At 55.0% G+C, this 24,099-nt stretch carries 19 protein-coding genes and 4 tRNA genes; 17 read left to right on the forward strand and 6 right to left on the reverse strand.

Annotation, left to right across the window (positions count from 1 at the left end):
• The first annotated feature begins 87 nt into the window (after positions 1-87).
• Positions 88-2,268, forward strand: a complete 2,181-nt coding sequence (locus KFJ24_RS04125; RefSeq protein ID WP_250829814.1) for a malate synthase G — start codon at positions 88-90, stop codon at positions 2,266-2,268.
• 103 nt (positions 2,269-2,371) lie between these two features.
• Here the strand turns inward: KFJ24_RS04125 and folD are convergent, their stop codons facing one another.
• Positions 2,372-3,247: a bifunctional methylenetetrahydrofolate dehydrogenase/methenyltetrahydrofolate cyclohydrolase FolD gene (gene folD / locus KFJ24_RS04130; protein ID WP_250829815.1), complete on the reverse strand. Its 876-nt coding sequence runs from the start codon at positions 3,245-3,247 to the stop codon at positions 2,372-2,374.
• 235 nt (positions 3,248-3,482) lie between these two features.
• On the opposite strand from folD, the gene KFJ24_RS04135 reads away from it, so the two are divergent.
• The 4 genes from KFJ24_RS04135 (at position 3,483) to KFJ24_RS04150 (ending at position 4,055) form a co-directional block, all read left to right on the forward strand.
• Positions 3,483-3,559 (forward strand) — tRNA-Pro (locus KFJ24_RS04135).
• 32 nt (positions 3,560-3,591) lie between these two features.
• Positions 3,592-3,668: transfer RNA gene (locus tag KFJ24_RS04140), tRNA-Arg, on the forward strand.
• Positions 3,669-3,754: 86 nt separating this feature from the next.
• A tRNA-His gene (locus KFJ24_RS04145) sits at positions 3,755-3,830 on the forward strand.
• A gap of 140 nt (positions 3,831-3,970) precedes the next feature.
• A tRNA-Leu gene (locus KFJ24_RS04150) sits at positions 3,971-4,055 on the forward strand.
• A gap of 14 nt (positions 4,056-4,069) precedes the next feature.
• Here the strand turns inward: KFJ24_RS04150 and KFJ24_RS04155 are convergent.
• Entirely contained in the window at positions 4,070-4,339 is a 270-nt protein-coding gene (locus tag KFJ24_RS04155) for a hypothetical protein (RefSeq protein ID WP_250829816.1), read from the reverse strand.
• A gap of 29 nt (positions 4,340-4,368) precedes the next feature.
• On the opposite strand from KFJ24_RS04155, the gene tig reads away from it, so the two are divergent.
• The 6 genes from tig (at position 4,369) to KFJ24_RS04185 (ending at position 12,952) form a co-directional block, all read left to right on the forward strand.
• Positions 4,369-5,673, forward strand: coding sequence for a trigger factor (tig, locus tag KFJ24_RS04160; protein WP_250829817.1), 1,305 nt, complete (start codon positions 4,369-4,371; stop codon positions 5,671-5,673).
• Between the two features lie 176 nt (positions 5,674-5,849).
• On the forward strand, positions 5,850-6,485 hold the full coding sequence (clpP, locus tag KFJ24_RS04165; protein WP_250829818.1) for an ATP-dependent Clp endopeptidase proteolytic subunit ClpP: 636 nt from the start codon (positions 5,850-5,852) through the stop codon (positions 6,483-6,485).
• A gap of 76 nt (positions 6,486-6,561) precedes the next feature.
• On the forward strand, positions 6,562-7,845 hold the full coding sequence (gene clpX, locus KFJ24_RS04170; RefSeq protein ID WP_250829819.1) for an ATP-dependent Clp protease ATP-binding subunit ClpX: 1,284 nt from the start codon (positions 6,562-6,564) through the stop codon (positions 7,843-7,845).
• Positions 7,846-8,014: 169 nt separating this feature from the next.
• Positions 8,015-10,432, forward strand: coding sequence for an endopeptidase La (lon, locus tag KFJ24_RS04175; RefSeq protein ID WP_250829820.1), 2,418 nt, complete (start codon positions 8,015-8,017; stop codon positions 10,430-10,432).
• 238 nt (positions 10,433-10,670) lie between these two features.
• Positions 10,671-10,943, forward strand: a complete 273-nt coding sequence (locus KFJ24_RS04180) for an HU family DNA-binding protein (protein WP_041344017.1) — start codon at positions 10,671-10,673, stop codon at positions 10,941-10,943.
• 155 nt (positions 10,944-11,098) lie between these two features.
• A complete protein-coding gene (locus KFJ24_RS04185) occupies positions 11,099-12,952 on the forward strand; it encodes a SurA N-terminal domain-containing protein (RefSeq protein WP_250829821.1) in 1,854 nt (617 codons plus the stop codon).
• 109 nt (positions 12,953-13,061) lie between these two features.
• Here KFJ24_RS04185 and KFJ24_RS04190 read toward each other — a convergent pair whose 3' ends face one another.
• Positions 13,062-13,943 carry a MurR/RpiR family transcriptional regulator gene (locus KFJ24_RS04190; RefSeq protein WP_250829822.1) on the reverse strand — a complete coding sequence of 294 codons (882 nt, stop codon included), beginning with the start codon at positions 13,941-13,943 and terminating at the stop codon, positions 13,062-13,064.
• Between the two features lie 212 nt (positions 13,944-14,155).
• On the opposite strand from KFJ24_RS04190, the gene zwf reads away from it, so the two are divergent.
• Genes zwf through KFJ24_RS04205 form a run of 3 tightly spaced genes read left to right on the forward strand, consistent with a single transcriptional unit; the run spans position 14,156 to position 17,016 of the window.
• Positions 14,156-15,631: a glucose-6-phosphate dehydrogenase gene (gene zwf, locus KFJ24_RS04195; RefSeq protein WP_250832550.1), complete on the forward strand. Its 1,476-nt coding sequence runs from the start codon at positions 14,156-14,158 to the stop codon at positions 15,629-15,631.
• Positions 15,618-16,337, forward strand: coding sequence for a 6-phosphogluconolactonase (gene pgl, locus KFJ24_RS04200; RefSeq protein ID WP_250829823.1), 720 nt, complete (start codon positions 15,618-15,620; stop codon positions 16,335-16,337). Before zwf ends, pgl begins: the two co-directional genes overlap by 14 nt.
• A 31-nt stretch (positions 16,338-16,368) precedes the next feature.
• Entirely contained in the window at positions 16,369-17,016 is a 648-nt protein-coding gene (locus KFJ24_RS04205; RefSeq protein WP_250829824.1) for a bifunctional 4-hydroxy-2-oxoglutarate aldolase/2-dehydro-3-deoxy-phosphogluconate aldolase, read from the forward strand.
• A gap of 118 nt (positions 17,017-17,134) precedes the next feature.
• Here the strand turns inward: KFJ24_RS04205 and pyk are convergent, their stop codons facing one another.
• Together pyk and gap are read right to left on the reverse strand one after the other, a co-directional pair.
• Positions 17,135-18,583 carry a pyruvate kinase gene (gene pyk, locus KFJ24_RS04210; RefSeq protein ID WP_250829825.1) on the reverse strand — a complete coding sequence of 483 codons (1,449 nt, stop codon included), beginning with the start codon at positions 18,581-18,583 and terminating at the stop codon, positions 17,135-17,137.
• Between the two features lie 70 nt (positions 18,584-18,653).
• On the reverse strand, positions 18,654-19,658 hold the full coding sequence (gap, locus tag KFJ24_RS04215; protein WP_250829826.1) for a type I glyceraldehyde-3-phosphate dehydrogenase: 1,005 nt from the start codon (positions 19,656-19,658) through the stop codon (positions 18,654-18,656).
• Positions 19,659-19,825: 167 nt separating this feature from the next.
• Here gap and edd point away from each other — a divergent pair, with 167 nt between their 5' ends.
• Together edd and glk are read left to right on the forward strand one after the other, a co-directional pair.
• Positions 19,826-21,646, forward strand: a complete 1,821-nt coding sequence (gene edd / locus KFJ24_RS04220) for a phosphogluconate dehydratase (protein WP_250829827.1) — start codon at positions 19,826-19,828, stop codon at positions 21,644-21,646.
• Positions 21,643-22,608: a glucokinase gene (gene glk / locus KFJ24_RS04225; protein WP_250832551.1), complete on the forward strand. Its 966-nt coding sequence runs from the start codon at positions 21,643-21,645 to the stop codon at positions 22,606-22,608. Before edd ends, glk begins: the two co-directional genes overlap by 4 nt.
• Before the next feature lie 40 nt (positions 22,609-22,648).
• Here glk and KFJ24_RS04230 read toward each other — a convergent pair whose 3' ends face one another.
• Positions 22,649-23,383 (reverse strand): nitroreductase family protein, encoded by a 735-nt coding sequence (locus KFJ24_RS04230; protein ID WP_250829828.1) that lies wholly within the window; start codon positions 23,381-23,383, stop codon positions 22,649-22,651.
• 26 nt (positions 23,384-23,409) lie between these two features.
• On the opposite strand from KFJ24_RS04230, the gene KFJ24_RS04235 reads away from it, so the two are divergent.
• On the forward strand, positions 23,410-24,090 hold the full coding sequence (locus tag KFJ24_RS04235; RefSeq protein ID WP_250829829.1) for a uracil-DNA glycosylase family protein: 681 nt from the start codon (positions 23,410-23,412) through the stop codon (positions 24,088-24,090).
• Positions 24,091-24,099 lie beyond the last annotated feature (9 nt).

The following is a 24,099-nucleotide window of genomic DNA, read 5'->3' on the forward strand; positions in this document are numbered from 1 at the left end:
GTTTTCCCGTACAATGCGGCGCTCAAATTAGAGTGCCCCTGATGACGAAGGGGAGTCGGGAAATATAACCCACTGAGGCAGACAACGATGACAGAACGCGTACAAGTCGGCGGCATTCAGGTCGCGAAGAATCTGTATGATTTCGTAAATAATGAAGCGATCCCGGGAACCGGTGTCGATGCAGACAAATTCTGGTCCGAATTTGACAAGATCGTGAACGAGCTGGCCCCGCGCAACCGCGAACTACTGGCCAAGCGTGATGCGATTCAGGAAAAAATGGACAGCTGGAACCGCGACCACAAAGGTCAGAAGCTGGACATGGCGGAATACAAATCTTTCCTGAAGGACATCGGTTATCTGGTTGAAGAGCCGGCGGATTTCAAGATCTCTACCTCTAATGTTGATCCGGAAGTGGCGACCATGGCCGGCCCGCAGCTGGTTGTTCCGATCATGAATGCCCGTTTCGCGCTGAACGCCGCTAACGCCCGCTGGGGTAGCCTGTACGATGCGCTTTATGGCACTGATGCGATTTCTGAAGAAGGTGGTGCCGATAAAGGCCAGGGTTACAACCCGGTACGTGGTGCCAAGGTAATCGAGTGGGCCCGTAACCTGTTGGACAGCTCCGCACCGCTAGCTGCCGGCAGTCACAAGGACTCGGCAAAGTACTATGTGGACGGTGGCAAGCTGATCGTCAAACTGCAGAATGGCGAAACTACCGGTCTGAAAGACGAATCCGGTTTCGTGGGTTACACCGGCGCTGCTGATGCGCCGACTGGCATTTTGCTGGTCAAGAACGGCATGCATTTCGAGATTCAGATCGATGCCAGCCACCCGATTGGCAAGGATGACGGAGCCAACGTCAAAGATGTTCTGATGGAGTCGGCCCTGACTACCATCATGGACTGCGAAGACTCCGTTGCTGCTGTCGATGCGGACGATAAGGCGCTGGCCTACAGTAACTGGCTCGGCCTGATGAAGGGTGACCTGCAGGAAACGTTCGAAAAGGGCGGCAAGCAGCTCACTCGTAAAATGAATGCTGACCGCACCTACACGGCTGCAGATGGCAGCGAGCTGGCCCTGAAGGGTCGCAGCCTGATGTTTATCCGTAACGTTGGTCATCTGATGACCAATCCGGCTGTTCTGCTCAGCGACGGTCAGGAAGTTCCGGAAGGCCTGATGGATGGTCTGATCACCTCCCTGATTGCGGTCCACGACCTGAAAGCCAAGGGTACGTTCCAGAACAGCACCAAGGGCTCCATGTACATTGTTAAGCCGAAGATGCATGGCCCGGAAGAGGTGGCGTTCACCAATGAATTCTTTGGTCGCGTCGAAGATGCCCTCGGTCTGCCACGCTTCTCTCTGAAGGTGGGCATCATGGACGAGGAGCGTCGTACGACGGTTAACCTGAAAGCCTGTATCCACGCCGCGCAAGAGCGTGCAGTATTCATCAACACCGGCTTCCTTGACCGTACCGGTGATGAAATGCACACCTCCATGGAGTTGGGGCCGTTCATCCGTAAGGGTGAGATGAAGCAGGCCGCCTGGATCAATGCCTACGAGCAATGGAACGTGGATATTGGTCTTGAGACAGGTTTCCGTGGCGTGGCCCAGATTGGTAAAGGTATGTGGGCGATGCCGGATCTGATGGCCGGCATGCTGGAGGCCAAGATTGGTCACCCGAAATCCGGTGCAAACACCGCCTGGGTTCCGTCTCCGACGGCTGCGACTCTCCACGCAACCCATTACCACCAGGTCAGTGTGGCGGATGTACAGAAAGAGCTGGAAAGCCGCACACGTGCAAATCTGGACGATATCCTGACCGTGCCGGTAATGGCTGATCCGGGTGCTCTGTCTGCAGAAGAAATCCAGCAGGAGCTGGACAACAATGCGCAGGGTATTCTGGGCTATGTTGTTCGCTGGGTAGAGCATGGTGTTGGCTGCTCCAAAGTCCCCGACATTAACAATGTGGGCCTTATGGAGGATCGTGCCACGCTTCGGATTTCTTCTCAGTTGCTGACCAACTGGCTGTACCACGGTGTTTGTACCGAGGCGCAGATTGATGAAACCATGAAGCGCATGGCCGCCGTGGTAGACCAGCAGAATGCCGGCGATGCCGAATACCGCAACATGGCTCCGAGCTTTGATGACAGCGTTGCCTTCCAGGCGGCGATGGATCTGGTTCTGAAAGGACGCGAGCAGCCGAATGGCTACACTGAGCCACTTCTGCATGCTTACCGCCTGAAGGCGAAGGCCAAGTACGGCGCCTAAGCTTTAAATGGCAATAAAAAACCCCGCCTTGAGCGGGGTTTTTTATTGCCCGGTATCCGGGCGAAAGCACATGCCCGGTATCCGGGCGAAAGCACATGCCCGGTTAACTGCCGTTACCGTCCAAGTCCTTGTGCAGGACATCGGCTGCGTAGAGGGTGTTCTGCAGCAGCGTGGCGATTGTCATTGGGCCCACGCCGCCCGGAACCGGGGTAATATACGCGGCCCGCTCAGAGGCAGCCTGAAAGTCCACATCGCCATGAAGCTTGCCGTCCGCCATCCGGTTGATGCCCACGTCGATAACGGTTGCCCCGGGTTTAACCCATTCACCCTTGATCAGGCCGGGCTTGCCTACGGCAGCGATCAGAATATCCGCTTCCCGGACGAATTTTTCCAGGTCTGGTGTAAAACGATGGCAAACAGTGGTCGTGGCGCCCTTCAGAAGCAGTTCCATGCTCATTGGCCGGCCGACGATATTGGAAGCACCAACAATAACCGCGTGCTGGCCCTTGTAGGGAGTGTCGATGCTGTCCAGAAGGGTGATTACTCCGGCTGGAGTGCAGGGGCGCAGGGTAGGCTTGCGCTGCATCAGGCGGCCAATGTTATACGGGTGAAAACCATCTACATCCTTGTCCGGGCGAATCTTCACCAGAATCGGGTCAGCGTCCAGGTGCTCAGGCAGCGGCAGCTGGACCAATATCCCGTCTACAGCCGGGTTCTCGTTCAGCTCGTCGATCAGTGCTTCCAGGGCAGCCTGGGAAGTGTCTTCCGGAAGGTCGTAGGAGAGGGAAAGAATGCCGGCTTCGTCGCAGGCCTTCCGTTTATTGCCCACATACACATGCGAAGCAGGGTCGGTTCCCACCAGAACAACAGCCAGTCCCGGGGCGCGTAAACCCTGTTTTGTGCGGGCGTCTACACCGGTCGCGACCTGCTGTCTTACTGCGGCGGCAATTTCTTTTCCGTTGATCAGTTTGGCGCTCATGTCTCGAATCTTGTCGGTTGGGCATGGGTAAATGAAGGCCGCGCATTGTCTCATGCTTCCGTCGGAACTCCAATTGGCGGGCAGGAAGGAGGCAGGGCAGGTGGAACTTTTCCGGCCGACCAGAGTCACTAAAAAGTCTGATGTTTCAGTAATTTTGAAATGTGTGTTGACGGAACCGTTTGGCGCCGGTAATATGCGCGCCAACTTTGCTGATGCACTTATTGTTCAGTTCAGACGGGGTATAGCGCAGTCTGGTAGCGCGCCTGCTTTGGGAGCAGGATGTCGGGAGTTCGAATCTCTCTACCCCGACCATTTTCTGAATGTTCAGGTGGGCGAACGGTCAAGCGCCCGTAGCTCAGCTGGATAGAGCACCCGCCTTCTAAGCGGGTGGTCGCAGGTTCAAGTCCTGCCGGGCGCGCCATCAAGTCCTCGGCTTGGTCTGCGCCGGAGCGACCGTAACCAGCAAAGTTGATGATTCGAAAGTACCGAAAGGTATGTCTCGATGTGGTGGACGTAGCTCAGTTGGTAGAGCTCAGGATTGTGACTCCTGCGGTCGAGGGTTCGATCCCCTTCGTCCACCCCACTTTCCCTTTTGTATTGTTTAGGCTCTGTTAAATCTCAGTAGGGCGACAGCCTGTGAGATTCCGCAAGCAATCTCGGAAAGTGGTGAAGCTGGATTGCGGTTGAGTGTATCCAGTGACAAGTTTAGAATTCCGGTTATAAGCCTCGGTGGTGGAATTGGTAGACACGATAGGTTTAGGTCCTGTTGCCGCAAGGCGTGGGGGTTCAAGTCCCTCCCGAGGTACCAACATGAAAACCCTCTCAGAACTCCTGAGAGGGTTTTTTTATGGGTGATAGAAAGGGCAGGCGGCATACTTCGTGAGTATTGAAGAATGCAGCCCCTTTCTTTTTTGATTTTAGTCCCCAACTCTCTTCACGTGATGATAAAACAGTTAGATTGCGTTGCCCGACACCGCCTGTGACAGGTGATTCTCTCGGCGGGGCAAACCGTGATAAACTACCGGCTTTTAATTTTCGGTCCTTTTCCGGGAATTCGCCCGGGAGCGGACTTTTAGGTTTAATTTCATTCACATACTGAACCTGTAATTTGAGGATCTTCCATGCAAGTGTCTGTTGAAACGACCTCCAACATCGAGCGTCGCATGACGATTGGTGTGCCCGCCCAGGAAATTGACCAGGCGGTCCAGAAGCGCCTGCAGGAAACTGCGAGCACTGTACGACTGAACGGTTTCCGTCCGGGTAAGGTGCCCATGAGCGTGGTCAAGCGTCGTTTCGGTGACAGCGTTCGCCAGGAAATTGTCGGCGAGGTTATGCGCGATAACTACATCAAGGCACTGCAGGAGCAGGACATTAACCCTGCTGGCTGGCCGAAGTTTGAGCCTAAAACCATGGAAGAAGGCAAGGACCTTGAGTTTGTCGCTATTTTCGAGGTTTTGCCTGAAATTGAGCTGGGCGATCTGAGCAAGATCTCCGTTGAAAAGCTGACCTCTGAGATTACCGACAAGGATATCGACAACATGATCGATAACCTGCGTCGCCAGCAGGCCACCATGAAGGAAGTCAAGCGCAAGTCCAAGAACAAGGACGTGCTGACCATTGATTTCAAGGGCTCCATTGATGGCGAAGAGTTCGAAGGTGGTTCTGCTGAAGGCCATCGGCTGACTCTGGGCTCCGACCAGATGATTCCGGGCTTCGAGAAGGCCATCCAGGGTGGTAAGGCCGGTGAGGACATGGAAATTGAAGTGACCTTCCCTGAGGATTACCACAACGAAGATCTGGCGGGTAAGCCGGCCAAGTTCGATATCAAGATTCACAAGGTGGAAGAGCCGCAGCTGCCTGAACTGGATACCGAATTCTTCAAGAAATTTGGTATCGATGCGGAAGATGAAACCGCTTTCCGTGAAGAAGTTAAGAAGAACATGGAGCGTGAGCTAAAGCAGGCGGTCTCCAACAAGGTCAAGAACGATGTGGTTGATGGCCTGCTGGAGAGCACCGAACTGGACGTTCCGACAGCATTGGTTGACCAGGAAATCGACCGTCTCCGTCAGGACGCCGTTCAGCGTTTTGGTGGTCAGGTTGATTTCCAGCAGCTGCCCAAGGAAATTTTCCAGGAGCAGGCTGAGCGCCGTGTGAAGACCGGCCTGCTGTTCCAGGAAGTAGTCAAGAAAAATGATCTGAAGGCAGATCAGACCAAGGTAGATGAAAAGATCCAGGAGATCGCGTCTACGTATGAACAGCCTGAGGAAGTTATTGCACACTTCAACAGCGATCCTGAGCAGAAGTCGCAGATCGAGTCTTCCGTTCTGGAAGATTCGGTAGTTGATCATGTGCTGGAGCAGGCCAAGGTCAAAGAGAAGAAGGTCAAGTACGAAGAGGCCGTTCAGGCTGGTCAGCCCCAGCGCTGAGTTTGCCGGGGCCGGAGAGGTTTCCGGCTCCGCTGGCCGACCCGAGAAAACAGCCGGCTTGTCCGGCTGTTTTCATCTGGGCCCGCTGCTGGCAAAGTATAGGGTGCAATAACACCTGTAGTGCACGTCGTGGCGCGAGTCCACGACCCATTGTCCATAAGGAGTTCAGGCGCATCATGACGCAGAAACCAATTGATGGTCCCGCAATGGTTACCAGTTCCGGCCTGGTGCCAATTGTTATCGAACAGACTGCCCGCGGCGAGCGTTCGTTCGACATATACTCCCGTCTGCTCAAGGAGCGGGTGATTTTCATGGTTGGCCAGGTAGAAGACCATATGGCGAACCTGATTGTGGCCCAGATGTTGTTCCTGGAATCCGAGAATCCGGACAAGGATATCCACCTGTACATTAACAGTCCTGGCGGATCGGTAACTGCTGGTATGTCCATTTATGACACCATGCAGTTCATCAAGCCTGATGTGGCAACATTGTGTATTGGTCAGGCGGCCAGTATGGGCGCGTTCCTGTTGGCGGGTGGTGCCGAGGGCAAGCGTGCCTGTCTGCCAAACTCTCGGGTGATGATTCACCAGCCACTCGGTGGTTACCAGGGGCAGGCAACGGACATCGAGATCCACACCCGTGAAATTCTCAAGATTCGTCACACACTGAATTCAATTCTGGCCCACCACACCGGCCAGGATCTTGAGACCATCGCCAAAGATACGGATCGTGACTATTTTATGGATCCGTCCCAGGCGAAAGAGTACGGGCTTATTGATTCTATACTTGATAAGCGCGTACCGAATAAATAATACTGGAACTAATCGCATCATCCTTGGCCGGCGTATTAGCCAGTAACGCCGGCGAACCAAGATCAGAGGTATTTCAATGGCAGATGAAAGAAACGGCAGAGGCGACGATAACGGCAAGTTGCTCTACTGCTCGTTTTGCGGAAAGAGCCAGCATGAAGTCCGTAAGCTCATTGCAGGGCCCTCGGTGTTCATCTGCGACGAGTGCGTTGACCTGTGCAATGACATTATCCGTGAAGAAATTCAGGAGAATGCTCAGGAAGAGGCCAGTGACCGTCTCCCGACACCCGCCGAGATCCGTGACACGCTGAACGAGTACGTGATTGGTCAGGATCGTGCGAAAGTGGTGCTTTCTGTAGCGGTTTATAACCACTATAAACGTTTGCGCTACGGCGAAGGCAAGGCTGAGGTCGAGCTTGGCAAGAGTAACATCCTGCTGATTGGTCCTACCGGTAGCGGTAAGACTCTGCTCGCTGAAACCCTGGCCCGCATGTTGAACGTGCCGTTCACGATTGCAGATGCGACCACGCTGACCGAGGCTGGTTACGTTGGTGAGGATGTCGAGAATATCATCCAGAAGCTGCTGCAGAAGTGTGACTACGATGTCGACAAGGCCCAGCGTGGTATCGTCTACATTGATGAGATCGACAAGATCTCTCGCAAGTCGGACAACCCCTCCATTACCCGGGATGTTTCCGGTGAGGGCGTCCAGCAGGCTTTGTTGAAGCTGATTGAGGGCACGGTTGCATCGGTTCCGCCGCAGGGAGGCCGCAAGCATCCCCAGCAGGAATTTCTGCAGGTAGACACTGGCAACATCCTGTTCATTTGTGGTGGCGCGTTCGCCGGCCTGGATAAGGTCATTCAGGAACGTTCTGAGCGCAGCTCCATTGGTTTTTCTGCAACGGTAGCTAGTCAGGACGACAAGAAGAGCGCCGGTGAGATCATTAAGGACGTGGAAACCGAGGATCTGGTCAAGTTTGGTCTGATTCCCGAGTTTGTTGGCCGTCTGCCCGTGGTTGCGACGCTGACCGAGCTGGATGAAGCCGCCCTGGTTCAGATTCTGACCGAGCCGAAGAACGCACTGACCAAACAGTATCAGAAGCTGTTTGATATGGAAGGCGTTGAACTGGACTTCCGTGAAGACGCCCTGCGTGCGGTTGCCCGCAAGGCCATGGAGAGGAAGACAGGTGCCCGGGGGCTGCGTTCGATCATGGAAGGCACGTTGCTGGACACCATGTACCAGATCCCTTCCGAGCATGACGTCACCAAGGTGGTGATTGATGAGAGTGTGATCGACGGTGACTCGGAGCCGTTCAAGATCTACGCAAGTAGCGATCATGCCAAGGCTGTCCCTGAAGACTGAGTCGTCTTTGGGTATTGGCTGATTCAAAAAAAAGGGGCGGGAACGCCCCTTTTTCACGTTTTGTGTCCCCTCATTCCCGTCCTGTTTCGTTTCGTAAAAAGATTGCAATTTTTAAGGGCGCCCCAATGAAGGGTGATATGCTGAATGAAACGCCGTCAGAGGAATCCTTATGACCCGGATACCCGAAAATGTTGTGCAAGAATACCCGCTGCTTCCGCTCCGTGATGTGGTGGTGTTTCCGCACATGGTGGTCCCCTTGTTTGTGGGCCGTGAAAAATCCATTCAGGCCCTCGAGGCCGCGATGGAGGGAAGCAAGGAAATCCTCCTGGTTGCCCAGAGGGACGCTTCCACTGATGAGCCGGGAGCTGATGATGTGTTTGATATGGGCACCATGGCGACCGTGCTCCAGATGCTTCGTCTCCCGGACGGCACCGTCAAGGTTCTGGTTGAGGGTAATGCTCGCGCCACCATTAGCGATATAGTCGAAGGAGAGTACCTCTCTGGTGGTGCTGTGCTGATGGACGAAGAGTCCTTGCCTGAGCGGGAACAGGAAGTATTGATCAAAACCCTGATGGATGAGTTTGAGAAGTATGTAAAGCTCTCCAAAAAGGTTCCCTCCGAAGTCTCCAATGCCCTCACTGGCATTGAGGAGCTGGAGCGTCTGGCCGACACCATGGCCGCCCACCTGGAAATGCGGATTCCGGAGAAGCAGGAGCTTCTGGAAGCCCTGGATTTGCGTAAGCGCGTTGATCTTTTGCTGGGCAAGCTGGATGGCGAGATCGACCTGATTGAGGTCGAGAAGCGTATTCGTGGCCGCGTGAAAAAACAGATGGAGCGAAGCCAGCGCGAGTATTATCTGAACGAACAGATGAAGGCTATCCAGAAGGAAATGGGTAACCTGGGTGAGGGTAACAACGACTTTGAAGAGCTTGAGCAGAAGCTTGAAGAAGCCGGCCTGCCTGAAGAAGCCCGCAAGAAGACTGAAACCGAGCTGAACAAGCTCAAAATGATGTCGCCGATGTCGGCCGAAGCGACGGTGGTGCGTGGTTACATCGACTGGATGCTGGCCGTGCCCTGGAAAAAGCGCAGTCGGGTTCGCCATGATATCGAGAAGGCCCGTGAAATTCTGGACCGGGATCACTACGGCCTGGACGAGGTGAAGAAACGCATTCTTGAGTACCTTGCTGTTCAGAGCAGGGTGAAGAAGGTCAAGGGTCCGGTGCTGTGCCTCGTCGGGCCTCCCGGTGTCGGCAAGACGTCTCTGGGTCAGTCCATTGCCCGGGCGACCAATCGTAAGTACACGCGTATGGCTCTGGGTGGCGTGCGTGATGAGGCTGAAATCCGCGGTCACCGGAAAACATACATCGGTGCGCTTCCGGGCAAGCTTCTTCAGAAGCTTTCCAAGGTTGGTGTGAAGAATCCGCTGTTCCTGTTCGATGAAATCGACAAGATGGGGATGGATCACCGGGGCGACCCCGCGTCGGCCCTTCTGGAGGTGTTGGATCCGGAACAGAACCACACCTTCAACGACCATTACCTGGAAGTCGACTACGACCTTTCAGATGTGATGTTCGTGTGTACATCCAACTCCATGGATATTCCGCCAGCTCTGCTGGATCGGATGGAGATCATTCGAATCCCTGGCTATACCGAGGACGAGAAGGTGAACATCGCCCTGCGTTACCTGCTGCCAAAGCAGATCAAGGCCAACGGCCTGCGCAAGGACGAACTACAGCTTCCGGAAGAGACGATGCGCGACCTGATCCGTTATTACACCCGTGAGGCGGGCGTACGTGGCCTTGAGCGGGAAATTGCGAAGATCTGCCGTAAGGTTGTGCGTGAGCACGTTGAAGCCGGTGAGAAGGTCTCTGTGACGCTGCAGCCGGACATGCTGGAAGATTACTCCGGCGTGAAGAAGTTCAACTACGGTCTGGCAGAAGAGAAAAACCAGATTGGTCAGGTGACCGGACTGGCGTGGACCCAGGTCGGTGGTGAATTGCTGACCCTTGAATGTGCACTGACGCCGGGCAAGGGCCGTGTAGTCAAGACCGGTTCTCTCGGTGATGTCATGCAGGAGTCCATTCAGACGGCCTTGACGGTTGTCCGTAGCCGCGCCCCGGGGCTCGGTATTGCCGATGATTTCCATGAAAAGCATGACCTCCATATTCACGTTCCGGAGGGTGCGACACCGAAAGATGGCCCCAGCGCTGGTATTGGTATGTGCACAGCCCTGGTTTCTGCACTGACCAAAATTCCGGTTCGGGCAGACGTGGCAATGACCGGTGAGATTACCCTCAGGGGCCGGGTGCTACCCATTGGCGGTCTTAAGGAAAAGCTCCTTGCAGCGCACCGGGGTGGCATCAAGACGGTCCTGATTCCAGATGATAATGTGAGGGATCTCAAGGAGATACCCGAAAATATCAAGGAGTCTTTGGAGATTCGTCCGGTGAAGTGGATTGATGAAGTGCTGGATATTGCACTGGCTTATCCGCCCGAGCCCCGTGACGAAGATACGTCTTCCGATGCGGGTTCAGGGAAGCCCCGTGACGAGGAAAACGACAACCCGGAACGCATAAATACACATTAAAGACTTGATGAGTTGTTGACATGCCAGAGAGCCCGTTGGTATAACTGTTTCGCCGTGAAGCAGCCAATACCAAGGGCTCCCGCGCAGTGAATGCCTATTCCGAACACCGGTGAAAAACCGCAAGGAATAAGAAAACTGAAGAATGGAATTCTCAGACAGCATATGCGATAGTCGAGAACGTCCGAGAAAAAACAAACCAACCTATAACATCTTCAACCTGGAATCGAAGGGGTTTAGTGTGAACAAGTCCGAACTAATTGATGCAATTGCAGAGTCTTCAGATATCTCCAAAGCAGCCGCCGGCCGTGCTCTGGACGCAATGACAAACTCTATTACCGGTGCCCTGAAAAAAGGCGATCAGGTTACTCTGATCGGTTTTGGTACTTTCTCTGTTAAAGAGCGAGCTGCCCGCACTGGTCGTAACCCGCAGACTGGTGCTGAAATAAAGATTCCGGCCTCTAAAGTGCCTGGATTCAAAGCAGGCAAGGCCCTGAAAGACGCCGTTAAGTAACGGTTCTTTCTCTGGCAGCTCCTGTCGCAGGGAGCTGTCCAAGAAGAATTCAAGGCGCATTCCGGATAGGGTGCGCCTTTTTACGTTCAGCGCACCTAACGCTCATCGCCAAACGATAAAAACCGCACGACCTTGAACAGGGATTCGGGAGAAACATGCTTCAAGATATTCGGGAAAATGCCCAGGGCACTATTGCCAAGATCATCATCGGTCTGTTGATCGTGTCCCTATCTATCTGGGGAATGGACGCCATTATCGGCGGATTCTCCGGTGAGCCGGAAGTGGCAACAGTGAATGGTCAGGATATTACAGAGCGGGAATTTTTACGCCTCGTTCAGATGGAAAGCCAGCGCCGGCTATCGCGCATGGAGACTCCGGACCCCTCCCTTCTGGACGAAGATCAGGTTCGCAAAGACGTACTGGAGTCGCTGATTCAGCAAAAGGTTCTGACCCAGGATGCTGAAAAGCAGGGCCTGGCGCTGACGGAGGCTGATGTTGATGCTCTGATTACCCAGATGCCGCAGTTTCAGGTTGATGGCGCGTTTAATCCTGAGCGCTTCAAAGCAGCTGTGCGCAACATGGGCATGGGTCCTTCGGAGTTTCGTCAGGCACTTCGTAAACAGTATGTCACCAATCAGATTCGTGCAGGGATTGTTCAGAGTGCGGTAGCGACCGATGAGAACGTGGCCAGGTTACTGCGCATCCAGAATCAGACTCGCGATTTCAGGATGGTAACCATTGCTGAAAGCTCTGTGTCAGCGATGGTGGATGTCACTGAGGAGGAAATTCAGGCCTTTTATGATGAGAACAGCAGTGCCTTCCAGCAGCCGGAACAGGTTGATGCTGCATACATCACGCTCTCTCTGGGAGCATTGGCCAATAACATGGATATCAGTGATGACGACCTGAAAGCGTATTACCAGCAGCAGGCCGACGATCTTGCGAGGGAGGAGCGTCGCGCTTCTCATATCCTTATTGAAGACGGTGAAAATGCTGATGGAACGATTGAGTCGATTAAGAAGCGTCTGTCAGCGGGAGAATCCTTTGCAGAGCTGGCAAAGGAATATTCCATTGATACGGTTTCTGCGAAGGAAGGTGGCGACCTTGGCTTTGCAGGGCGCGGTGTCTACGACGAAGCATTTGAACAAGCCCTGTTTGAGTTGAGCAAGGGGGAGATTTCTGATGCCGTTAACACCAGATTCGGGGTGCACCTGATCAAACTTGATGATGTTCGTCGCTCCGAAGTACCACCTCTTGATGAAATCCGGGGTCGGCTGAAAAATGAGCTGGCTCGCGATCGTGCCGAAGAACGCTATGCAGAGGTGCGTGCCGAACTGGCCGATTCTGCCTATGCTGCTGATGATCTTGCCGGGCCTGCGGAAGAGCTGGGGCTGGAAATCCGTGAAGCGACTGGCATTACCCGGAGCGGCGGGACCGCGCCGTTTGATCACGAGGGGCTGGTGCGTCAACTATTCTCTTCCGATGTTCTGGACGATGGTTACAACACTGAGCTGATTGATGTTGGTGATAGCGTGTCCGTCGTTGCTCGTGTTAGCCAGCGCCGTGATGCCCAGCAACTGAGTCTGGATGAGGTGCGGGATAATATCCGGGCAACTCTGACTGCCAGGGAGACTCGTATGGCTCTGGAAAGCCGTGCCGAGGAAATCATTTCCAGTCTTGAGGCTGGTGAGTCCCTGGAAGATCTCGGGTTAGGTGAATGGGTCAGTTATGAGGAACAGCCCCGTAATGCATCCGAGGTTGCTCCTGGCGTGATACAAACGGTGTTCTCGCTGGCTCGTCCCAGTGCTGGTGCGGTCAGTTACGGTCAGTCGGTTAATTCCGGTAGTGCGGCCGTAGTGGCGCTGGATGCGGTAAACGAGGGCGAAGTCGACAGGGATGGCTCCGAGTATGAACAGCTGGATCAGGTCCTGGCATCTATGGAGGGGCAGCGAGAATACGCAGCCTATCAGGAGTTTCTCAGAAACCGCGCAGAAGTTGAGCGGCCCTGATTAAGGGGCCGGAACGAGCCAGGGGGTAACACTCTCTGGCCATGCGAAAAAACCCGGGATTTCCCGGGTTTTTTATGGATTTGTCTTCGGCTCAAGTGAGCGTTGTAGTCTAGCTCTCGTAATTCGGGGGGAATCGTGTTGGCTTCAGGCTTTCCTTGATTTTTTTCAGGTGTCCCAGGAAGTCAGCACCACGCTTGAGAGTGACGCCGGTTGCCAGAATATCGATGACCGTCAGATGGATAATCCTGGATGACATGGGCATGTATACCTCGGTGTCTTCCGGCGCGGTCACGCCCAGAACAGCGGTGCAAACCTCTGCCAGAGGCGAGTCGGGGTTTGTGATGCCGATTACGGTGGCGCCATTGTCTCGCGCCAGTTGTGCAATATCGACTGTCTCACGGGTGCGGCCCGTGTAAGAGATCAGCACGATGACATCCCCGACATTGGCGCCGGCGGCGACCATACGCTGCATCAGGGCATCGTCGTAGACCATTACCGGAATGTTGAAGCGAAAAAACTTATGCTGGGCGTCCAGTGCTACCGAAGCTGACCCGCCCATGCCAAAGAAATTGATCTGCTTGGCCTGGATCAGGTAATCAATGACGGTGGCCAGGGCTTTCGGGTCAAGGGCCTGACGGGCCTTGTCGAGGCTGGCAATCGTGCTGAGCATGATCTTGTCGGCGAACTCGGCGACGGTGTCGTCCGGCTCAACATTCTGGCCGACGTAAGGCGTGCCGGTGGCAATGCTCTGGGCGAGACGGATTTTGAAATCCGGGAAGCCTGTTGCCGAAAACCCCCGACAGAAACGATTTACCGTAGGCTCACTGACATCTGCAGCGCGAGCTAATGCAGCTATGCTGTAACGAGTAGCTGCGCTTGGGTCACGAAGAATGGCTTCGGCCACTTTTCGCTCGGATTTGTTGAGGGTGTCCAGTCGCGACTGGATGTCCTCAAGCAGGTTGTCGTCACGTTGCGCCTGGTTCGTGGCCATCAATGGTACTCCCTGAATCTGAGGCGATCGTTTTTTAAGTTGCGCCGATTATACCGGTTTTTTGGGGTTTTTTGGGTAGTAAAAGTGTCATAAATTCGATTTTGTCCTTGGGCGGCCCAATAATCGATGTCATTATTTTTATAAAACTACTACATTACAAGTTGAATCGGGTGATGCCTGTAATCACTCCACCCACCAGAGAGAAGGAATCGATGGTCAACAGGATCAATACCCGTTGTGATCTTATGATGTTTGGCGCACTCGGCGACCTGGCACAACGCAAGCTGTTCCCTGCGCTTTACCAGCTGGAGAGGGCGAACCTGGTTGCCGATGGCAGTCGTATTCTGGCCATCGCCCGCACGGACTCGGATACTGTTGCTGTGCGCAAGCTGCTATTCGATAAACTCCAGCATCATGTGAAGGCGGAAGAGTTCGAGGAATCTGTTGCCGAGAAGTTCTTGCAGCGTGTGGAATATCAGATTCTCGATTTCAATGACCCCGAGGAATTCAGTGTCCTGAACGAATGGCGGGATGGTGCCAATAACGAGCTGATTGTTTATATGGCTACGCCGCCCTCCATGTATGGTGTCCTGTCCCGGAACCTGCGGGCAGCAAGCTGCTGTACCGAAAGGACCCGGGTTGTGGTGGAAAAGCCGATCGGCCATGACCTGGAGTCCTCCAAGGTGATCAACGATGAGCTGGGTGAGGTCTATAACGAGAATCAGTTGTTCCGTATTGATCATTACCTGGGCAAGGAAACGGTTCAGAACCTGATAGCCCTTCGTTTTGCCAACAACCTGTTCGCATCTCAATGGGATCAGAACCACATTTCCCACGTCGAGATCAGTGTAGCCGAGAGCGTGGGGATCGAAGGTCGCTGGGGCTATTTTGACAAGGCTGGCCAGATTCGGGACATGATCCAGAATCACTTGCTCCAGCTTCTTTGCCTGATCGCCATGGATCCACCGTCGGATCTTTCGGCCGACAGTATCCGGGATGAGAAGGTAAAGGTACTTAAGGCTCTGCGTCAGATTACGCCGGACATGATGGAGCGTTATGTGGTCCGGGGCCAGTACACCGCTGGCACCAGCGACGGCAAGCCAGTTCCTGGTTACCTGGGAGAAGAGGGCGCCAACAAGGGTAGTGAAACTGAGACCTTTGTTGCCCTCAAGGCAGAGATCGACAACTGGCGCTGGTCCGGGGTGCCGTTTTACATTCGAACCGGAAAACGCCTGCCGGAGAAGTTGTCCCAGATCGTAATCCACTTCAAGCCCGCACCTCACTACATCTTTGATCCGGACCAGAAGCACCTGGCCAATAACAAGCTGATCATTCGCTTGCAGCCAGATGAAGGCATGTCGCTGAAGATTCTGACCAAGGACCAGGGGTTGGATAAGGGGATGCGTCTGCGTCAGGGACCATTGGAACTGACCTTTTCGGAAACTTTCGATACCGACCGGATACCCGATGCCTACGAGCGGCTCCTGTGGGAGGTTATGAAGGGTAATCAGTACCTGTTTGTCCGCCGTGACGAAGTCGAGTATGCCTGGCGCTGGGTTGATCAGGTTATCCAGAACTGGCGTGATAGCGGCGAACCGCCAAAACGCTATGCCGCCGGTACCTGGGGCCCGGTGGCTTCCATCGCCATGATTACCCGGGATGGCAGGAGTTGGTATGAAGACGTCTGATATCCGGTTTCCAGATGGCGTCTTGGCCCACTTCGGCGACACGCCCCATGAGGTTGCGCTGGATCTGGCTGAGGCCGTCGCCGGTTTTCTGAGAGACCGGCTGTTGGAAGCGTCCCGCGTTAGTCTTGTTGTCTCCGGTGGGTCCACACCCCTGCCATTCTTCGAGGCGCTTTCCCGTAAAGATCTGGATTGGGGCAGGGTGGATGTGCTCCTGGCGGATGAGCGCTGGGTGGCTGAAGACGATCCGGCTAGTAACACCCGTCTCCTTAAGGATAGTTTTCTGCAGAATGAGGCCTCAAGCGCACGCTTTTTCTCTCTCAAGCAGGAAGGCGACACTCCCGGCGATGGTCTTGACTCCGTGAAGTCCGAGCTGGCGGACCTGGCCTTGCCATTGGACGTGCTGATACTTGGTATGGGCAATGATGGCCATACAGCGTCGCTGTTTCCGGATGCTCCGGAGCTGCCCGGTGCCATGGACCCCGAATGCCAGGAAATAGTCGCTGCAATGACACCGCCGTCCCAGCCTCAGAGGCGTATTACACTGACGTTCCCGCCGCTTCGCGATGCACGCTTTACTGCCTTGCATATCAAGGGTAACGACAAGCTCGACACTCTGAGACAGGCGCTTACCGATCCGGCTGACGTGATGGCGATGCCCATTCGTGGATTTCTGAAGCCTGGCCTGCAAGTGTTCTGGAGTCCTTGATATTCGCCCTGAATAGTTTACGGAGAAGACCATGCCCCAACTGTCCGAATTTCACCGAGAGCGCGTCAGGGCTGTGTTGAATGCATCCCCTCTGGTACCGGTCATTGCAATCAATGCCCTGGAGGATGCCGTTCCTCTGTGTCAGGCGCTGGTTGATGGTGGCATTACTGTGCTCGAAATAACCTTGCGAACGGAGCATGGCATCAAGGCCATTGAGGAAGTACGCAGGGCCATTCCAGATGCGTGGGTGGGTGCCGGGACCGTCACCAGTGTTTCCCAGTATCGCCAGGTTGAAGCCGCCGGTGCCCAATTCGTGATTACACCCGGCGTTACCGAGTCCATCCTCGAGTTTGGGCTTACCTCAGAAGCTCCGCTGCTGCCGGGAATTTCCACGGTGTCCGAGCTGATGCTGGGGTATGCGCTCGGTTACCGGGAATTCAAATTCTTCCCGGCGGAAGTTGCCGGTGGTGTTCCGGCGCTGAAGGCCTTCAGTGGCCCGTTCGGAGATGTGACTTTTTGCCCTACCGGTGGCATTCGACGGGAGACCGCCAAGGACTATCTGGCCCTCAGGAATGTTCAGGCTGTTGGTGGCAGTTGGCTGACGCCTGAGGATGTTGTTGCAGCCAGGGACTGGGCCAAGGTGACAGAGATTGCTCGCGGTAGCCTGGCGGATCTCTGATGTCCGGACTGTCCGCGCGTACTCAATGAGCTTTAACCCGAAACTCCCTCACTGTCCGGCACCCGGCCCATAGGCTAATGGGTCAGATGCCAGTCGGAGAGGCCTGCGAGAAAACCGGTCAGTGAATGTCCGAACCAACCCGAACAATCTTCATGGTATTGGTTCCGCCCTGGGCGTTCACATAATCACCCTTGGTGATAACCACGAGATCGCCTTCCTTCACCACTTCTTTGCTCACCAGCTCAGACACGGCCAGGGCATTGGTTTGCTCATTGGGAATCTTCGCCGAATCAAACGGCACGGTCTGAACGCCACGGAAGAGCACAACCCGGTGTTGGGTTGAGTGGTGACGGGAAAACGCAAAGATCGGCAGGCTGGATTTGATACGTGACATCAGGCGCGGTGTTGCGCCGGTTTCAGTCATGCAGATAATTGCGGAGACACCCTCGAGATGGTTGGCGGCATACATCGAAGACAGGGCAATGGCTTCGTCCACCCGCTCCATACTTTCGTGAATCCGATGTTTGGACTGGTGCATGGACGGATGCTTCTCGGCGCCGAGGCAGATGCGAACCATCGATTCCACAGCCTCTTTCGGGTAATCGCCGACGGCAGTTTCCGCAGACAGCATGACGGCATCGGTGTAATCCATTACCGCGTTGGCGACATCTGAAACCTCGGCTCGTGTGGGCATCGGGCTGGTGATCATAGACTCCATCATCTGGGTCGCAGTAATCACGGCCCGATTAAGAACGCGGGCGCGACTGATAATGTGTTTCTGAACCCCGACCAGCTGAGCGTCGCCGATTTCTACTGCCAGGTCGCCACGGGCAACCATAACCGCATCCGAAGCCTCAATGACGGCATCCAGTGCGGCTTCGTCGTCAGCCAATTCTGCTCGCTCGATCTTGGCGACCAGGCCAGCGTCTGAACCTGCCTCCTTGAGCAACCGGCGGGCGGTGTGCATGTCTTCGGCAGTGCGCACGAAGGAGACGGCAACATAGTCGGCGCCGAGACGTGCTGCGGTAACGATGTCCTGCTTGTCTTTTTCTGTCAGCGCATCGGCCGATAGGCCGCCGCCGCGTTTGTTCAGGCCTTTGTTGTTGGACAGAGGGCCGCCAATGAGAACGATGGAGGTGATGCTTTGGTCATCCACCGACTTTACTTCCATCTCGATACGACCATCATCCAGAACAAGGATGTCGCCAGGCTCGACGTCCTGGATCAGCTGCTCGTAGTCGATGCCCACGCGCTCTTCTGTGCCGGCTTCCTTGTCCATCTTCGCATCAAGGACAAAGGTCTGGCCGGCGACAAGGGTGACCTTGTTATCGCTAAAGCGTGCAATCCGGAGTTTCGGTCCCTGAAGATCCGCCAGAAGGGCTACAAAGCGCCCCTGCGCCAAAGCGGTTTCACGGACTCTTTCTGCGCGGCCGATATGTTCCTCGGCACTGCCGTGAGAGAAGTTCAGTCGTGTCACGTCCACGCCAGCTTCGATAATGGCAGCCAGAGATTCCGGAGAGTCGGTCGCGGGACCGAGGGTGGCGACAATTTTGGTACGCCTGAGCATGTTTGGTGTCCTTTGGTTTGTGAGAGGCTTTTGAAGTCAGATTAGTGGATTCGCGCAACGCCGTCAGGCTTTATTGGCCAGCCTTGATCAGGGCAATCGCGTTATCCAGCATCCGGTTCGAGAATCCCCATTCATTGTCGTACCAGGCCATGACCTTTACATGACGGCCCAGAACGCGGGTGTGATTGGCATCGAATACACTGGAAAGAGCATTGTGGTTGAAGTCCACGCTCACGAGCTTTTCGGTGTTGTATCCCAGTACCGGGTTGGTGTTGGCGGTTGTTTTGACCGCTCCATTGATTTCTTCAATGGTGGTGTCCTTGCCGGCAATGAAGCTGAAGTCCACCAATGAAACATTGATGGTGGGAACGCGTACGGCGAGGCCATCAAGTTTTCCATTCAGCTCCGGAATGACTTTGCCGATGGCTGCGGCCGCGCCGGTTTTGGTCGGGATCATGGACTGGGTAGCCGAGCGAGCACGATACAGGTCTGAATGGTACGTGTCGCTTAGCTTTTGGTCGTTGGTATAGGAATGAATGGTGGTCATCAGCCCGCTTTCGATACCGACGGCCATGTGAAGGGCCTGAACGACCGGTGCCAGACAGTTGGTAGTACAGGAAGCATTGGAGATGATGTCGTGCTCTGAGGACAGCGTCTTGTGATTGACGCCGTATACGATCGTGGCGTCGGCGTCGGGAGAGGGCGCGGAAATTATAACCTTGCTGGCGCCTGCCTTGAGGTGTGCCGCCGCCTTGTCGCGATTGGTAAACAGTCCGGTACACTCAAGGACAACATCAACATTGAGACCTTTCCATGGAAGCCCCTCCGGGTTGTGAATGGCGGTAATGGTAATTCTGTCACCGTTAACCGTCAGCGATTCAGCATCGTGGCTTACCACTCCATCAAGCCGGCCATGCACGCTATCATATTTCAGGAGGTGTGCGTTTGTTTCGGCATCACCAAGATCGTTTATGGCAACTACCTGAAGCTGATTTCGGTAGTTATTTTCATACAGTGCTCTGAGAATATTGCGACCGATCCGGCCAAAACCGTTAATTGCGATGCGGATAGTCATCTGTTGACTCCTGCTATGGTTGCTCTTTGTCTGATACTGAGCGGCAACGTAGTAAATATAACAACATAAAGCCAAAAACTGAACGGTTGTAGAGTGATTAATGCAAGTAAAGAAAGTAATATTACATTTAAAGTGACGCACTAATAAGCCGATGAATGGAGTCCAGCATGCACCCAACCGTTGACAAGGTTACACAGCGAATCATTGAGCGCAGTCGTGCCAGCCGGCAGGATTACCTTTCCCGCATGAATGAGCTCAAGGCGCAGTCTCCGCACCGAAGCAGCCTTTCCTGCGGCAATCTTGCCCACGGTTTTGCGGCGTGTAACCAGGGGGACAAGGACACCCTCAAGTTCATGAACAAAGCCAACGTGGCCATGATTTCAGCCTACAACGATATGCTTTCGGCCCATCAGCCCTATGAAAAGTTCCCGGATATTATTCGTGAGGCGGCCCATAACATGGGATCGGTTGCGCAGTTTGCGGGGGGGACGCCAGCGATGTGCGACGGTGTTACACAGGGACAGCCCGGGATGGAGCTGAGCCTTTTCTCCCGCGACACCATCGCCATGAGCACTGCTGTGGCACTTAGCCACAACATGTTTGATGCCATGTTGTTGTTGGGGATTTGTGACAAAATCGTACCGGGCCTGCTGATTGGCTCCCTCAGTTTCGGTTACCTTCCTGCCATTCTGGTGCCCGCCGGCCCAATGCCGTCAGGGCTACCGAACAAGGAAAAGCAGCGCATCCGCCAGCTATATGCGGAAGGCAAAATTGGCAGGGATGAATTGCTGGACGCCGAAAGCAAGTCCTATCACAGCCCTGGCACCTGTACCTTTTATGGCACCGCCAACAGCAACCAGTTGTTGGTGGAAGTGATGGGGCTGCATTTGCCGGGCTCCGCATTTGTGAATCCGAATACGCCGCTGCGGGATCAGCTTACCCGTGCCGCTACCGAGCAGGTTATTCGTTTGTCAAAGCCTCATGGAGGTGAGCTGGGGCTGGGCGACATGGTGGACGAAAAGAGTATTGTAAACGCTCTGGTAGCACTGCTGGTCACCGGCGGGTCGACCAACCACACTATTCACTGGATCGCGATTGCCCGCGCTGCCGGCATTATTATCGACTGGAATGACTATGCCGAGCTGTCTTCTGTAGTTCCGTCCATGACCCGTATCTATCCCAATGGCGAGGAGGATGTGAACGCCTTCCATGAGGCCGGTGGCACGCCGTTTCTGATTCGCGAGCTACTGAACGGCGGTTTCCTGCACAATGATGTGAATACCGTGGTAGGGCATGGTCTTGAGCGTTACAGCGAGTGCCCGGAACTGGACGCAGGCAAGCTGGTGTGGAAGCCGGCGCCGGAACAAAGCCTGCGTCCGGAAGTTCTGAGCTCAGCGGCTGAGCCCTTTGCTCCTGATGGCGGACTAAGAGTTCTGGATGGCAACCTGGGACGTGGCGTCATCAAGGTGTCTGCGGTTGCAGCAGAGCACCGCAAGGTGAACGCGCCGGCCGTTGTGTTCGATGACCAGAATGAGCTTAAGGCCGCGTTTGATGCGGGTGACCTTGATAAAGATTGTATTGTGGTTGTGCGGTTCCAGGGGCCAAAGGCCAACGGAATGCCAGAGTTGCATAAGCTCACCCCTTACCTCGGTGTCCTCCAGGATCGTGGTTTTAAAGTGGGGCTGGTGACTGACGGGCGTATGTCGGGTGCTTCCGGAAAGGTGCCGGCGGCGATTCATGTTTATCCGGAGGCACTTGATGGCGGCCCCTTGTCCAGGGTCCGAAATGGCGATGTGGTTTGCCTTGATGCCGAAGCCGGGCAGTTGAGTCTGGATGTCGCCGAGAAGGAATTTTCTGATCGGGAGTCCGCAACAGTGGATCTGACCAGTTATCATCATGGGTACGGACGGGAATTGTTTGGCTGGCTTCGGCGTTCGGCCAGCACCCCGGAGGAAGGTGCCAGTTTCTTTTGGAATCACGAGGCATAACAGTAATGGAATACTCACTGGTCGGTGACGTCGGTGGCACCAATGCCCGCTTTGCCCTGGTAGAGCGGGGCAGTGTGCGCCCTCAGTCCATTGAAATCCTGCCATGTGGCAACTACGCCAACTTGAATGAAGCGATCATCGAGTATCTGCGCCGTGTCGGTGTAAGCGAAGTCAGCGAGGCTTGCCTCGCCGTCGCGTCTCCAGTGCGTGGAACCCGGGTACGGATGACCAATAACCATTGGCAATTCGATACGGAAGAGATTCGTCAGCAATTTGGCTGGCGGGCCTTTAAAGTGATTAACGATTTCACCGCAATGGCGCTGGGCGTGCTCCATGTTCCGGAAGATAATCTGGTCCACATTTGTGGCGGGCCTGGTGATAAACATCGTCCGCGGCTTGTGATGGGGCCGGGAACCGGTTTGGGGGTTTCCGGATTGGTGCCGACCAGGAATGGGTGGGTGCCCCTGGTTACCGAAGGTGGCCACGTGGATTTTGCTCCAACGAATGACAACGAAATGTCTATTCTTCGGATATTGCAGGGCCGGTTTGGGCGCGTTTCAGTGGAGCGTATTCTTTGCGGTCAGGGTTTGCTTAATCTCTACCAGGCTCACGCTGAAATTCAAGGTATCGCGGCACCGCTGGACGCCCCGGAGAACATCACTGCGGCCGCGCTGGAGCACGTCGATTCGTTGGCCAGCCATACGCTGGGCCATTTCTGTGAGATTCTCGGCCGAACCGCCGGTAACGCCGTGTTGACGCTGGGGAGTACGGGAGGGGTTTATCTGTGTGGCGGTATCCTTCCACGCGTCCTGGATTTCTTCCTCCAGAGCCCGTTTCGCAGCGGGTTTGAAGACAAAGGGCGTATGCGCCCGCTGGTGGAATTCACTCCGGTGTTTGTGGTTACTGAGCCCTACACGGGATTGTTCGGGGCCGCAGAAGCACTCGCAAATCCGGAAGTATAAGCCGGGTCTTGCCTGCCTCTTGGCGGCCCGCCCTCCACCATTACAAATAGTGGATCAGGTTATTGCGATCAAATCGATATTGACGGTTGTAGACACCGTTTTCGGCCCGTCGTCCCGCCGCCAGTATCATGGTGACCAGCCCCTTCCGTGGAAGCTTCAGCAATTTTCTCACCCGGCATTCGTCGAATCCTTCCATGGCGCACGAGTCATAGCCGTGCGCTCGAAGGGCCAGAATGAGATTTTCTGCCGCCAGCGCGGTGGATTTTGTGGCCCAGACTTTCATCTCGTTCGGTGAGTAGGGCCCTCTCGGAACCGGGCGGGACAATCCGACAACCAGGCCTGCGGCCTTTTTGGCGACTCCCAGAAGCCCCAGGGGCCCCTGGTTGTAATGAATGGGCGCGATCTTGCGATAGTACTTCTCGACAATCGATGGCAGCTTTTCCTCGGGCCACTGTTCCAGGGCCAGACGAGAATGCTTCTGCCAGGTATCGGTGCGAGCAACGATTGCTATCAGGACCGGCGCCGTTTTCGCCGCGTTCTGCCCCAGGCAGGCCTCCGCCAGCTTTGCGCGCAATGCGGGAGTTTTTACGACGAAAAACTCCCAGGGCTGAAGGTTGCTGGAGTTCGGTGCCAGCGTGGCCAGTTCAAGGCAGTCGTCCAGCACCCGGTCCGGTATCGGCTCGTCGGTAAATCGGCGGATGGATCGGCGACTCCGAACTACCTTTCGAAACTCTTCCACGTCGATGGCCGGGAGCGCGTCTGCCTTTGCATTCATGTTAGGTCCTTAAGAGCTGACTTGTCGTGTTGTTCTCGTCGCTCTATGGTTACTTCAAACAGACCGTTATGCAATTACGGGGCAACAGGGGGATGATGAACGACAATCTTGATGAGCTGTCATTTGATGAGCTGGTTCGGAGAGTGCGGGCCTGTACCATTTGCGCTGATGTGCTGCCCCAGGGCCCCCGGCCTGTAGTTCAGCTGTCTGAGGCATCGCGCATTCTCGTTGTTGGGCAGGCTCCGGGGCGGCGGGTTCATGAGACGGGGTTGCCGTTCAACGACCCGAGTGGTGACCGGTTGCGGCAATGGATGGGGGTAAGCCGGGATACGTTTTATGATGAGCAGAAAATGGCAATTCTACCCATGGGGTTCTGTTATCCGGGCACCGGAAAATCGGGAGATTTGCCGCCGCGGCCTGAATGCGCAGATGCATGGCGGGAGGCGCTACTGAAGCGACTTCCAAACATTGGCCTGACTCTTGTAATTGGTCAGTACGCCCACGCCTGGCACCTGCCCGGTGGCGCCCGGTCAGTAACCGAAAACGTGCGTAACTGGGAACATTACTGGCCTGTCGTCGTACCAATGCCCCACCCCAGTCCCCGAAACAATATGTGGCTGCGCCGAAATCCCTGGTTTGAGGAGGATGTTGTCCCTGCACTTCGCAACCGGATCTCTGAGCTGCTTTCAGAAGATGATGAGAGCTGATGGCAGCGG

It is taken from the genome of Marinobacter sediminum (assembly GCF_023657445.1).
Lineage (GTDB): Bacteria > Pseudomonadota > Gammaproteobacteria > Pseudomonadales > Oleiphilaceae > Marinobacter > Marinobacter sediminum_A.

Bases quoted from the DNA above. Each gene is read 5' to 3' on its own strand.
- KFJ24_RS04125 (WP_250829814.1), top strand. From the start codon at position 88: ATGACAGAACGCGTACAAGTCGGCGGCATTCAGGTCGCGAAGAATCTG.
- folD (WP_250829815.1), bottom strand. From the start codon at position 3,247: ATGAGCGCCAAACTGATCAACGGAAAAGAAATTGCCGCCGCAGTAAGA.
- tig (WP_250829817.1), top strand. From the start codon at position 4,369: ATGCAAGTGTCTGTTGAAACGACCTCCAACATCGAGCGTCGCATGACG.
- clpP (WP_250829818.1), top strand. From the start codon at position 5,850: ATGACGCAGAAACCAATTGATGGTCCCGCAATGGTTACCAGTTCCGGC.
- clpX (WP_250829819.1), top strand. From the start codon at position 6,562: ATGGCAGATGAAAGAAACGGCAGAGGCGACGATAACGGCAAGTTGCTC.
- lon (WP_250829820.1), top strand. From the start codon at position 8,015: ATGACCCGGATACCCGAAAATGTTGTGCAAGAATACCCGCTGCTTCCG.
- KFJ24_RS04185 (WP_250829821.1), top strand. From the start codon at position 11,099: ATGCTTCAAGATATTCGGGAAAATGCCCAGGGCACTATTGCCAAGATC.
- KFJ24_RS04190 (WP_250829822.1), bottom strand. From the start codon at position 13,943: ATGGCCACGAACCAGGCGCAACGTGACGACAACCTGCTTGAGGACATC.
- zwf (WP_250832550.1), top strand. From the start codon at position 14,156: ATGGTCAACAGGATCAATACCCGTTGTGATCTTATGATGTTTGGCGCA.
- pgl (WP_250829823.1), top strand. From the start codon at position 15,618: ATGAAGACGTCTGATATCCGGTTTCCAGATGGCGTCTTGGCCCACTTC.
- KFJ24_RS04205 (WP_250829824.1), top strand. From the start codon at position 16,369: ATGCCCCAACTGTCCGAATTTCACCGAGAGCGCGTCAGGGCTGTGTTG.
- pyk (WP_250829825.1), bottom strand. From the start codon at position 18,583: ATGCTCAGGCGTACCAAAATTGTCGCCACCCTCGGTCCCGCGACCGAC.
- gap (WP_250829826.1), bottom strand. From the start codon at position 19,658: ATGACTATCCGCATCGCAATTAACGGTTTTGGCCGGATCGGTCGCAAT.
- edd (WP_250829827.1), top strand. From the start codon at position 19,826: ATGCACCCAACCGTTGACAAGGTTACACAGCGAATCATTGAGCGCAGT.
- KFJ24_RS04230 (WP_250829828.1), bottom strand. From the start codon at position 23,383: ATGAATGCAAAGGCAGACGCGCTCCCGGCCATCGACGTGGAAGAGTTT.